At 51.5% G+C, this 12,320-nt stretch carries 11 protein-coding genes; 6 read left to right on the forward strand and 5 right to left on the reverse strand.

Features of this window, described 5'->3' with window-relative positions; all coding sequences use genetic code 11:
* Nucleotides 1-60: 60 nt before the first annotated feature.
* Both HYD27_RS20345 and HYD27_RS20350 read right to left on the reverse strand, forming a co-directional pair.
* Nucleotides 61-597, reverse strand: a complete 537-nt coding sequence (locus HYD27_RS20345) for a MerR family transcriptional regulator (protein WP_219218199.1) — start codon at nt 595-597, stop codon at nt 61-63.
* 137 nt (nt 598-734) lie between these two features.
* A complete protein-coding gene (locus tag HYD27_RS20350) occupies nt 735-1,529 on the reverse strand; it encodes an AIM24 family protein (protein WP_219218202.1) in 795 nt (264 codons plus the stop codon).
* A gap of 153 nt (nt 1,530-1,682) precedes the next feature.
* Between HYD27_RS20350 and HYD27_RS20355 the strand changes: the two genes are divergently transcribed.
* Entirely contained in the window at nt 1,683-3,617 is a 1,935-nt protein-coding gene (locus tag HYD27_RS20355) for an AraC family transcriptional regulator (protein WP_219218204.1), read from the forward strand.
* Between the two features lie 436 nt (nt 3,618-4,053).
* Here HYD27_RS20355 and HYD27_RS20360 read toward each other — a convergent pair whose 3' ends face one another.
* A complete protein-coding gene (locus HYD27_RS20360; protein WP_219218206.1) occupies nt 4,054-4,923 on the reverse strand; it encodes a helix-turn-helix domain-containing protein in 870 nt (289 codons plus the stop codon).
* A 262-nt stretch (nt 4,924-5,185) separates the two neighbouring features.
* Between HYD27_RS20360 and HYD27_RS20365 the strand changes: the two genes are divergently transcribed.
* From HYD27_RS20365 to HYD27_RS20375, 3 genes are all read left to right on the forward strand, one after another.
* On the forward strand, nt 5,186-6,079 hold the full coding sequence (locus HYD27_RS20365) for a sugar phosphate isomerase/epimerase family protein (protein ID WP_219218208.1): 894 nt from the start codon (nt 5,186-5,188) through the stop codon (nt 6,077-6,079).
* Between the two features lie 75 nt (nt 6,080-6,154).
* Nucleotides 6,155-6,436: an alpha/beta-type small acid-soluble spore protein gene (locus tag HYD27_RS20370; RefSeq protein ID WP_219218210.1), complete on the forward strand. Its 282-nt coding sequence runs from the start codon at nt 6,155-6,157 to the stop codon at nt 6,434-6,436.
* A gap of 121 nt (nt 6,437-6,557) precedes the next feature.
* Complete coding sequence (locus HYD27_RS20375; RefSeq protein WP_219218212.1) at nt 6,558-6,935, forward strand: hypothetical protein; 378 nt, start codon at nt 6,558-6,560, stop codon at nt 6,933-6,935.
* 26 nt (nt 6,936-6,961) lie between these two features.
* Here HYD27_RS20375 and HYD27_RS20380 read toward each other — a convergent pair whose 3' ends face one another.
* Nucleotides 6,962-7,441 (reverse strand): YfbM family protein, encoded by a 480-nt coding sequence (locus HYD27_RS20380; protein WP_219218213.1) that lies wholly within the window; start codon nt 7,439-7,441, stop codon nt 6,962-6,964.
* A gap of 110 nt (nt 7,442-7,551) precedes the next feature.
* Nucleotides 7,552-9,951 (reverse strand): EAL domain-containing protein, encoded by a 2,400-nt coding sequence (locus HYD27_RS20385; protein WP_219218215.1) that lies wholly within the window; start codon nt 9,949-9,951, stop codon nt 7,552-7,554.
* A 442-nt stretch (nt 9,952-10,393) separates the two neighbouring features.
* Here HYD27_RS20385 and HYD27_RS20390 point away from each other — a divergent pair, with 442 nt between their 5' ends.
* A complete protein-coding gene (locus HYD27_RS20390; protein WP_219218217.1) occupies nt 10,394-11,632 on the forward strand; it encodes an ATP-binding protein in 1,239 nt (412 codons plus the stop codon).
* An 87-nt stretch (nt 11,633-11,719) separates the two neighbouring features.
* Nucleotides 11,720-12,112: a tetratricopeptide repeat protein gene (locus HYD27_RS20395; RefSeq protein WP_219218219.1), complete on the forward strand. Its 393-nt coding sequence runs from the start codon at nt 11,720-11,722 to the stop codon at nt 12,110-12,112.
* Nucleotides 12,113-12,320: the final 208 nt, after the last annotated feature.

Below are 12,320 nucleotides of genomic sequence, written 5' to 3' on the forward strand. Positions count from 1 at the left end.
GGCTCGCCCCTTGTTTCATGTCCTTTTTCAGGAATGTGCAGCAACTGTTCCTTGCCTGGCCTACAGAAATGAGAAAAAAGTGCGCAGCAGGCCGCGCTTCCTTGGCGGAGTCTGGAGCCTTGCGGCGGCAACGGGATGCAGCTCTTCGTGGGAAGAGAGGGATTTGCCGTCCGGGTGCTGAATCGTTTCCAGGGATACCGCCAGCTGTTTAATCATTTGCCGCAGGTCCTCAAGCTCCTCGCGCTGCTGTAGCAGCTGAACAGAGACTACCTCGTCCGCTTTCCGGTCAAGTGAGCGCTCGATATCATCGAGCCGGGACAGCATGTTTTCCAGTGGCTTATCGTGGAGCAGGTTCTCTTCCATTGGCTGGGAGGACTGCATGCCATGGCTGGGACTGAGCTGAATGCTCTCCAGTGCTTCTCCGTGATTGACGCGGTCTTTAATATGAATGAGCCGGTTAATTTCCCGCTCCGAGAATGTATAATGTCCAAACCGGTCCTTAGGAAAGAAATCAGGGAACATGGCAGCCCAGCGTTTGATTGTTGTCTGGCTCACGGACAGGAGATCCGCCGCATCCTTTGTTTTCAGAATATCCATTTCAATTCCTCCAGTTCAGGTAGTTTCTCTATGGATATTCGTTGTTCATAAGCGGCTCCCTGCAAGGGTGACAAAGGAAGTGCTGATTCGATAAACAAAGTGTTATTACGAGCAATTTTTAACTGGCTGAAGAAAGCTTAAGGCGTATTTGCCTGAAACAGGCTGTTTCTGTATTGAGTCAGCGGGGCCAGCCAGACCGTGCCTGTTCCCCGGTACACATTGACCAGCCCTTCGCCGGAGGCAGCCGAGCCAAGCCGGGTTTTGCCGGATTTCTCAACGGTGAAGTCCAGCGAATTCGACCACATTAACGCAAAGTTGCCGTCGACCTTCAGCACATCATTCTGCAGCTCAACGACGACGGCTTCTTCGGAAGGGATCGGTGCTTCCAGGGCCAGGATTCCCTTGCCTTTGGCGCTCAGATTGAACAGCCCTTCTCCGCCCAGTGCGGCAGAGGACAGATTCTTGCGCGCGGTGACGGCAAGCTGCAGGGAAGACTCGCAGGCCAGGAACAGGCCGTCATCAATGACGATATGGTCGTTGTCAACATCAATCAGCCACAGGTATTTATAGGTTGTTTCCAGCAGGATCGTCCCGGTGCCTTTGTAGAGAGGCTTGATGGCACTGGTCCCGGTTGCGGCACCGGATACGATATTTCTCATCAGCCCGCCGACCCCTTTTACGCCGGAGGTCATTTCAATATTTCCCGCCATATACTGCATCGCCCCGGCGCTCAACGTAACCTCGCTGTTGTTCAGCTCAATCATGAGCTGCTTATTGCGCATATTGCTTTTGCTCATGAAGAAGTTGGATTGTGCTTCCGCCAAGGTGGTGCTGCTCAAATCCTCTTTGTATTCAATTACCGTAAATCCGCCAAGCTGTTCCTTGATCACAACATTGCTGTTATCCTTCAGATTATTGATGGTGTAAGCCATATTGATCGTCCCCTCTGCTGACAGTTATGTCGTAATCGTATGCAATTCCGCATCAAAGCCTAGGTATTCGACATAAATGGTCAATCTCCTTGCCTTTGCTATAATAATAAAGAACCGGTGAAGTACATTCTGAAAAAGGCGGTTGCTGCCGACATGGATTTCAATGACTATATGAAGCTGTGGAATTACGCGCATTGCAAAGTGATGGATGTCCGCCGCATTTCGATGAAGGCTGGTGAATGTATAAGCGCCTATGTTGTTCCCTCCAGCCTGTTCCTGATGTCCATTCGCGGAAGCGGATCGGTGATGCTGGATGGTGCAGCTCATCCAATCAGGCGCTATACAGTACTTCATACCGGAAAAGGCGTACGCCTTGACATTCAGGCTGGCCGAGGCGGGCTGGACTATTACAGTGTGTATTATAAAGCCGGCATTCCAGCTTCGGGTCAAAATCTGGCCGAGCTGTCCCGGCGCGCACGTCCCTTTGATTATTCCTACAGCTTTGTTCCGGAATCCCCGGCCGCGCTTCACCGCTTCCTGAGCGATATGTTCAAGAGCTTTGGGACGCCGCAGGCGCTTAGTCCATTACACGCCAGGGCGCTGCTCTCCCAATTCGTGCATGAACTGCTGATTCAGATGCATATGCAGAGCAAGGGTGTGGAGAAACGGGGTCTGGCTGCACAGGTCGTATCTATCATTCATGACCGCTACGCAGAGCCGATTACACTGGAGGCACTGTCCGAAAGCCTGAATTACAGCGTCCCCCATTTATCCTCCTATTTCAAAAACCGTACAGGCCTCAGCCCCATCGATTATTTAATTAAGGTGCGTATCGATAAGGCAGCGGCGCTGCTCCTTGAAACAGATGCTACCTTGAAGGAAATTGCTTCTGGCGTCGGGTATCAGGACCCTTATTATTTAGGAAGGCTGTTCAAAAAGTATAAAGGTGTTTCCCCGTCGCGATATAGAGAAGAGCATGCGGCGAGAAGACGGGAAGAAGATTGTCCTGCCACAACCATGAGATCGTCCATTGTTCCTCCGGATTCGCTTGTCTATACTGATATCAGTGATAATCATTATCAGTACAAGATGAGCGACGACAGAGAGGAAGATCTATTTATGTTGAAACCATCCGGGACGCTGCTGGCAACAGTATTGCTGCTAAGCTGTATGCTTGTAATCAGCGCCTGCGGCGCCAACAATACTGCCGGTACAGAGAGTGCCCAGTCAACGGCTGCTCCGTCCCCCTCCGACCTGCCGCAGACCAAAACGGTCAGTACAATTAACGGGGACATAGAGATTCCGGCAGACCCGGAACGAATTGTGGCAGGGGAGTATCTTGGAAGCCTGATTGCACTCGGAATTACGCCCGTTGGAACCTCGGATCACCACCTTAAGAATCCGTATTTTCAGGAATACCTCAAGGATGTGGAGAATATCGGCGAGGGCAACGGGAATCTGGAGAAAATCATGGCGCTGGATCCCGATTTGATTATCATGGATGACACCTACGCTGAATTGAACGAGCAGTTGTCCAAAATTGCCCCTACCGTTGTGATCCCGTTCGCCTCCCTTAAGACGGTGCATGAAGAAGTTTCCTATTTCGGTGAGCTGCTCGGCAAAGACAATGAAGCGGCAAGCTGGCTCGCCGATTATGACAGCCGCATGGCAGCCGCTAAGGAAAATGTCCTGAAGACGATTCCTGCAGACCGTACATTCTCTATCCTTGAGGTTTCGGATGCAGACAAAAGCATCATGGCTGTCGGAGCGGACTTTGGGAAGGGAGGACAGCCGATCTACAACGGTTTTGGCTTCAAGCCACCGTCTGAAGTGGCTGCCGAGATGGCCGATCCTGGCTGGGCGTCCATCTCGGCCGAGACCTTGCCCAAATATGCCGGGGATTATATTATCCTGACTTCTGACTCCTATACGCTGGATAAGCTCAAAGCCGAACCGGTCTGGAGCTCGCTGGATGCGGTGAAAAACGGCCGGGTGTATATTTGGGGAACGGACCGCTCCTGGTATTGGGACCCAATCGCCATTTTGAGTCAGACAGAAGAACTGGCAGCCTGGCTGGCCGGACTGTAGTAATTACTGTAAGAAATTGTCGGAAAGGAAGATTGAGTTAAATTGTGATCGTACTGAACCTGCGGGCTCGATGATATGCAGGAGGAACCGTGAAATTAGGGAAGCTGGCCGGGATCGCGGGGCAGGAAATGAAGTGGAATGGTGTGAAGTGGAATTAGTGAACTGACATGGGACAGAAAAGCTTGCGGCAGAGGGAATAGTGGGAAAAAGGTAACTTCATTTCAGCGCATTTCCCTGAAAGGGAGAAAATCGGATGGACTAGGTATCCTTTTCCCACTCAAGCTGAAGCAGCCTGATGACAACAACCAATGGGCAATAAGCCGGGAATGGATTTCCTCGGCTTGGCATTGGAATAAGTGAATGGATGCCGCAGTTGGCTGGTTGAAGCTCTTGTGCGTAAGCTAGCCCGCCCCAAAGTGCCATCCAGAGTTGCATCCTAGAACCCCCGCACACTTGAGGGGGTTCTTTGCTTGTGCTTTTTGAAGGTGCGGCTGAAGTAGTAGATATCGTTGAAGCCGGTAGCTGCGGCAATTTCGGAAACGGTCAGCTGCGTATGGCGCAGCATGTAATCAGCCCGTTCCAGCCGGACGGTGTTGACGTATCCGGAGACCGTATGTCCGGTCAGCTCCTTGAAGAGGCGGCTGAAATGGAAGCGGCTGAGTCCGGCCAGCGCCGCAAGGCCGTCTACATAGATCGGCTCCTGGTAATGGGTGTCAATATGACGCAGCACCGGAGTGAACCGCTCAATGGTCTGTATGCGCCGGTGCTGCTCGGCCTGCGACAGCACGGTAACGTCATGCCCGCGCAGCAGCAGCATGAGCAGACGGTACAGCTCGGACTTGACCGCCAGCTCATAGCCGAATTCACGGCGTTCCAGCTCACGGATAATCGTCAGAGCACAGTCTGTAATGTGCTTATCTCCCCGGATATGGTTGCGCAGCAGCAGCCGGTTCTGCTGGATCGGCGCGATAAACCTGGTTTCGGCAGCGTCGCTTACGGGGCTGTGCAAGAGTGACGTGTCTGCGATAATCGCATAGTACAGAAGATCGTCCGAGGCGCTTACGCCGTAATGCAGCTCGTTGCTGTTCACGGCGATCAGATCGCCGGCCCGGACGGGGATTGGTGTCCGTCCGCATTCGAACACAGCCTCTCCGCTCTCAATGAACAGAAATTCCAGATGCTCATGCCAGTGGGGAGGGAACAGCACAACTCCCGCCCGGTCGAAGCGCTGGGTATGTACTTTAATCGGGAATCCGGGGTCCGGCATGTCCATGGGCTCCCGCAGCTCCATGTCGTAGTTCAGCATGTCTGTCGCACCTCCCACCGCACAATTGTACAAACAAGACCGCAAGGCTCTGCATGGTCTTCATGATTGAAATCATTATAATACGAATCAGAACTGATGCAAACTAAAAGAGAGAGCGTGAATGGATATAATCAGAATTGGCGTAATTGTCCAATTAAGCAGTGAAGGCATGGAAGAGTGCCGCAGGGGCACCGGGCTGGGACTGGAATACGTCAAGCGGACATGGAATGCAATCTAAAGAGCGCAAGGGAGGAAGATCATCATGGCTACACCTGTGATCAGGAATAAAATCGGCGTGATTGTGGACAGCTTTCAGGTTGGGGTGAAGGAGGGCTTACGCAAGGCGAAGGAAGCGGGAGCGGATGGGGTGCAGATCTATGCGGTACAGGGTGAATTCAATCCGGCGAACTTGCCGCCGTCCGCACGCCGTGAATGGAAGGATTATATCGCTTCACTCGGACTCGAAATCTCGGCTCTTGTCGGTGATCTGGGAGGGCATGGCTTCCAGGACCCTGCGCAGAACCGGGCCAAAATCGACAAGTCCAAGCGCATTATGGAGCTCGCCAAAGAGCTGGGCACGGACATTGTGACCACGCATATCGGTATTGTCCCTCCGGACCGGAACAGCCGGACCTATGAAACGATGCACACAGCCTGCGTGGAGCTCAGCCAATATGCGCATGAGATGAATGCATACTTCGCGATCGAAACCGGGCCGGAAATCGCCTCCCACTTGAAAATGTTTCTGGACGGGCTGGGTTCAAAGGGAGTATCTGTAAATTTCGACCCGGCAAATATGGTTATGGTGACCGGAGATGATCCGGTACAGGGGGTTCATACCCTGAGAGACTACATTGTCCACACCCATGCCAAGGATGGCGTCAGGCTGGCAGCTATCGATCCGCGCGATGTATACGGCGAGTATGGCTATGAAGCACCGGAGCTTGATCATGAGAAGATTGCGGAGATGGCAGAGACCGGCTCGGCATTTCGCGAGGTGCCATTGGGAGAGGGGAGTGTCGACTGGAATGGCTACCTTCAAGCGCTGAACGATATCGGATACAAAGGGTACCTGACGATTGAACGCGAAGTCGGGACCCGTCCCGAGGCGGATATCCGCTTGGCCGTGGAGTTTCTGAAGCGGTTCCGGGCCTAGACGAGCCTGCGGAAGCGGAATGAATATTGGAGTTTCCGGGCAAGTTAAGGGAAAGATATCGAGGAGTGAGTCAGGATGGCCAGAAGAAGCAGGAGATATGTTGTGCCGGGTGCGGAACAGGGGATGCAGGCCTTCAAAGCCGATGTAATGAAACAGGAAGGCTATGCCGTTGATTCCAGCCGGCCGGACGATGTGAAATATGAAGTGGCTAAGGAGCTTGGAGTGCCTCTCCAGCCCGGGAACAACGGAGGCCTTACTACAGAGTCGGCGGGCCAGATCGGCGGCAGAATCGGCGGCTCCATGGTTCGGGAAATGGTCCGGCTTGCCCAAGAACAGCTGGCGAACAAGAAGCAGTAAGGAATAAGCTTCTAGGACGGGGCCAATGCCCCGCTTTTTCCTTGAAACACAAGAATTTATAGGCTTTAAGGTTTAAATTGTCCTTTCCACACTTTGCGCTCTTTTAGCAAATTTCAAAATCGTGAGACAAGAGCTGGCGATTGTAGTCCAAGAGAAACGGCTGTCCTCCTTCGTTAAGAAGGCGCAGCCGTTTTTTTTGAATTTCAGCTTCAGGCTGTATCACGTACGTATGAGCAGCAAAAACGGAACTTACAATGGGCGGCCTTTGAATAGGGGGTGGAACGGATTCTATGGCATGCTGGGCATCCCGATGATGCCGTCGATCCACCGAGCTGTAAGCAGCTATCCGAAAGAAGCCGGCGACAAGCAAGTGCCGGTATTTCAGCTTCCGGATACCACCGCCCAAACCGTAGGCTCAAGAACCCATTCCGGCAGATTGGCCCATGAACGGGCAGCCCGGGAGCCGGCCGGGTATCTGGCAGAGATTTTGTCCAGATAGGGCCTGCTGCATAACGCGGCTATGGATTAGACAATGTTAAGCAACAAACCATAATGCTGCCGCGCCGCCTCTTCAAAGAGATCAAACAGGGAGTGCAGATGCGGCAGCAGATATTCGTCAACCAGCTCTTCGTAGGTCTCATCGTCTCTCATCGGAAAGGCCAGCATGATCAGTGCTTGTTCATCGAGAGTATCGAGGTCCGTGTTGTGCATGTTTGTCCACTTCTCGAAATCAATTCGTCCCTCCAAGCGTTCAGGCTGCCTAAGCCCGGGGATTTGAACAGCGATTTGCGCAACCTTCTCCGCAGGCAGATAGAAAGAGCCGTACTCAGTAACCGCGCTGTCCACCTTATACTGTTCTTGGGCAGGAACGAGTGGAACATCGGGGAACATGCCTGCAATCAGGCTCCAGGTTTTGTCGATATCGAGTGCTGCCTCCTGCACGCGTCCTGCCAGAATCTCTTCCAGATTATTATTTTCCATATAGTATACACCGGTAATCCCCATCTGTATCTCTCCTTAATGGCAAGTAATTACTCTATCCAGCCTGCTTTGGAAAGAAGCCGCTGTGATAGGCTCTTGTATGTGTATACCCGCAAATCAGGAGGGAAATCATCCTACAGGTATTGGCCCGTAATCTGGTCTGCGCTCACCGGCTTGCTGTAGTAGAAGCCCTGGGCGTTGTAACACTGAATTTCCTTGAGCAGCGTGACTTGTTCTTCTGTCTCCACGCCTTCGGCGACGATCGTCAGCCCGAGCTGCCGGGCCATGGAGATAATCATCTCGGCGATAGCGCGGCTGTCGGTGTCGGTGGTGATTTTGCGGACAAAGGAGCGGTCGATCTTCAGGCAGCCGATAGGCAGGCTCTGCAGATAGCCAAGAGAGCTGTAGCCTGTGCCGAAGTCGTCCATGGAAACGGAAATGCCGGCTCCCCGGAGATCATTCAAAATGCTGATGACATGCTCTTCGTTGTGCATCATTGCGCTCTCCGTAATCTCAAGCTCAAGCAGCCCGGTATCGAAATCAAGCTCACGGATTGTACGCATAATCGATTTGAATATATCCGGCTTCATCAGATGAATCTGCGAGACATTCACGGCTACAGGAACCACCCGGCGGCCCTCGCGCTCCCACTGCTTCACCTGGGAGCAGGCCGTCCGGAGCACCCATTGCTCCAGCGGAATAATGAAGCCTGATTTCTCTGCCAGCGGAATGAAATCCATGGGAGGAATCATGCCCAGAATAGGATGCTCCCAGCGCACAAGCGCTTCGAGACCGATGATTTCACCGTTGCGGATATCAATTTTGGGCTGGTAGTACAGCCTGATCTGATCATTGTCCAGCGATTGCTCCAGATCATTCTCCAGAATGATCTGCTCCAGGCTGGTCTGGTCCCGTTCCGCATCATAGAACTGATATTGTGAGCTGCCGTTCTCCTTGGCGGTATACATCGCGGTGTCGGCGTGCTTCACCAGGGAGTCGGCATCCAGTCCGTCCTCCGGAAAACGGGCGACCCCTACGGAAGCGGACAGCTTCACCGTATGATTTCCTACTTCAAACGGATGGGCAAACTCTTCCACGATGCTGTCCGCCAGTGCTTCCGTCTCTGCCCGTGAACGCAAAAGGGGAACAAGCACTGTGAATTCGTCCCCGCCCATCCGTGCAATGCTGCAGGAGGAGGGAAGACAGCCCCTGAGCTTGCCGGCCGCCTGCTGGAGTACCTTGTCGCCGAAGGAATGGCCGAATAAATCGTTGATCCGTTTGAAGCGGTCAAGGTCAATGAAGAACAGTGTGAATGGATATGCGGGAACGGGACTTTGCTCCGTATGCTCAAGCAGCAGCTTGTGAAAGGATCGGCGGTTGGCAAGACCGGTCAGCTCATCATGGTAGGCCAGATGGCGGATGGTTTCCTGATCTTTTTTATTCTTGGTAATATCCTTAATGATGCTGTAGATGCCGGCCGGGACCCTTTCAACCACAATCGGCAGCGAGGTAAGCCAGAAGGTCAGCATATCGCCGGCCAGGTTCCTCAGCTGCAGCTCGATAGTACTGGATTTGCCGCGCAGCACATGCCGGTAATGGTTCTGGGCCAGTGCATGGTATTCCCCCTCAAAAAGATCGGAGAAATGCCGTCCGAGCAGCTCCTGGCCGAGCAGCTTGGCAAGCAGCTCCGCCTGGCGGTTCAGCCCGGTGACCATGCCCCCGGCGTCGAATGCCAGCACACTGTCCGGATTGTATTCAAAAAGGGACATATAATGCTGCTCCGTCTCCATGATTCTGCGGTTCTGATGCTCCTGCCGGGTGTCTCTGTAGGCATCAGGAATGATGTAAAGACCCGTACAGATGAACATCGTCAGGATATAGGGGACCAGATGCAGGTAACTGCCCGGCTCTGTACCGGCAAGCGGGAGCACCGAAAAGGCGCAGAGCAGAGGAATCACCAGCAGTCCCATTGCACACAGGAGGATGCCGGGAAGAGTAGCCTTGGAATAGAGATTGTGCTCGCGGTTGCGGTTCGAGATTACAAGCACGCGCAGGATAGCCAGACACAGGCTGATTACAGCAGCCACCGTCATGATAACAAGTGCAGGCTTCCAGACCAGGAATTCACGGAACAGGAAGATGATATTCAGGTAGTCGAATACCAGAATCGTGGAGGCGGTCACCAGACTGATTTTTAAGTGCCGGCCTGTACTGCTGCGGGGCTGGCCGGAATACCAGACGCCAAAATAGGTGGCTGCGCAACAGCCGGCAATTGTGAACAAAAGATGCAGGATGTAGTATTCCGCAGCCAGGGGCAGATTGAGAGACAAAGGAACCAGGATGTGGGAAGTGCTGAAAGCAGCGGTACCCAGCAACATTGTTTTCTTCCGTGTAAGCCGGATATTCAAGCCTTGCCCTTGGTGCGGACGGAAGGATACTGAACCGAATGTAATCAGGGTGCAGGCCGCCAGACTTGCCAGGAGGGCCAGAAGCAATTGCAGCCAATTCAAATTGAGGGGTTGGAAGTAGAGCATGGGTGTAACCTCTTTCGCTATGTAGATATAATATTCAAGTTAAATTATGTAGGTCTTTTTTCATAGGACATTTATCGTAATTAAACAATAAATCAGGCAATTAAACTCCTTTTTTGCTAGAATAACGAAAATAAAATGATAAAAAATCTCCATTCTGCGGTGCGTTTGAAATGGAAGGTCTTTTTATGTGCGTATGCGTATTTTGTTATTCCTGTGATCATTAGTGAGGATTAATATCTGGCTTACGCTATCTCTCCCATTGATTTGTTGCACAGGAGAACTCTTTTTTTTAAAACCGTCCATTTTTTGTATTTTTCTGTATATAATTAAATGGCATAACAGTATAAGGATCAAGCGAAAATTGTAATAGGGATTTGCTCGAACATTCCTTATAATAAGGAATAAACACATTGAAGCAACACATGTCGAGAGGAAGTTAGCCTTGTTCGAAACCTTACTTTTGAATTTTCTGTTTCTGCTGTTTCCGGTCCTAATCGTAGTGATTTTCTTTGAAAATAGAGCGTATCCGTACAATAACAAGCTCCTTGTACTGATGTCGGCCGTAACGATGATCCTGTGCATTGCCAAGCCAATCCGGCTGGAAATGGGGTTTATTTACGACCTCCGGTATATCCCGTTTATTCTTGTGGCTCTTTTTGGCGGCTATAGGAATGTGCTTCCGTTATATATAGTGATGAATATTTACAGGTTCTATGTAGGCGGAGCGGGCCCCCTTCCCTCCTTCCTCTTCTCGACGGCCGTGCTGCTCCTCGTTCCATACTTGAGCAAACGCTTCATCAAGGTCAGCTCCAACCGCCGAATCCTTTGGGCAGCCGTCATCGCGGTGTTTACCATGGGCGTATACCTGATCATTCTGGGACTGATAACGGACAAGCTGGACAAGCAATTCTGGACACTTACGGTTTATGCCTTGACAACGCATTTTGTAGTAATGGGGATCATCATGATTTTGATTGAGCAGATTATAACGAATATTAAGAACCGTGACCGGATTCTGCAATCCGAGCGCCTTAATGTGGTCAGCGAGCTGGCGGCCAGCGTGTCTCATGAAATCAGGAATCCGCTTACAGTAACGAGCGGTTTTTTGCAGCTGCTGAATAAATCAAGCACGATCACGCCTGAGGAAAAAGGATACGTTGAATTATCTTTGCTGGAATTGAACCGTGCCGAAAAGATCGTCAGCGATTATCTCTCTTTTGCAAAGCCGCAATCCGACAATATGGTGTGCTCCAATATGAAAGCGGAAGCGGAGTATACCAAAAACATCATTATGCCATACGCAAACAATCACAAGGTAGAGGTCGTATTCAATTTCAACAACACGCTGAATAAGACCTACGACAAGAATCAAATCCAGCAATGTCTGATTAATCTCTACAAAAACGGGATTGAAGCCATGAGGGATAAGGATGGGGGTACTCTTACCATTGATATCTCGGAAAAAAAGCAAAACATCCTCATCAGTATTATGGATACCGGAATCGGCATGACCAAGGAAGAAATCTCACGCCTCGGCAAGCCGTATTATTCCACCAAAGAAGAGGGTACCGGTCTGGGCATGCTCATGGCCTACAGCGCCATCAATAAGGTTAAAGGGGTAATCGAGGTGGAAAGCGAAAAGGGCAAGGGCACCACCTTCCTGATTACCATTCCTACCTGAGGCAATGGTGGCAGACCCCTGTTCAAAAATGGTAAAGTGTTTTTGGAGAACCGAATTCTCAGGAAATCTATGCAGGAGGCAGAAGCAATGAGACAAGAGCTTATCGCACAATTAAACAGGTGGCATGAGGAGGACAAATATCAGGAGATCGTAGACCGGATCAAAGAGACTCCGACGATATTAATTGATGAAGAGCTGGCTACCCACTTGGGGAGAGCGCTGAATAATCTGGGACGGTACAAAGAAGCGCTGAAATGGTTCATGAAGACAGCCGATCAGGGCAAGAAAGACCCGCTGTGGCATTTCCGTGTGGGCTACGCCCACTATTATCTGGATCAGCTGCAGGATGCGATCCGTGAATTTGAAATTGCGCACAAGCTGGACCCTGAGGATGAAGATACAATACAGTTTCTGGAATGGAGCCGCAATGAAGCGGCGGCGGCAGATACCGAAACTGCCGAGGAAGAAGAAGAGGAATAATTGGATAGGGAATAATTGGGGGCATAGAGGGGAGCGGGCTGAAGCGTAGCTCAATTTATAGCAAAGCAGAAATGCCGTAATGAGGTCCGGTTCCCCGAACCGGGGAGAATAACGGCAGAAATGCCGTTAAAGGAGGTCCGGTCCCGTGAACCGGGGAGAATAACGGCAGAAATGCCGTTAAAGGAGGTCCGGTCCCGTGAACCGGGGA

The organism is Paenibacillus sp. S150 (genome assembly GCF_019352175.1).
Lineage (GTDB): Bacteria > Bacillota > Bacilli > Paenibacillales > Paenibacillaceae > Paenibacillus_AQ.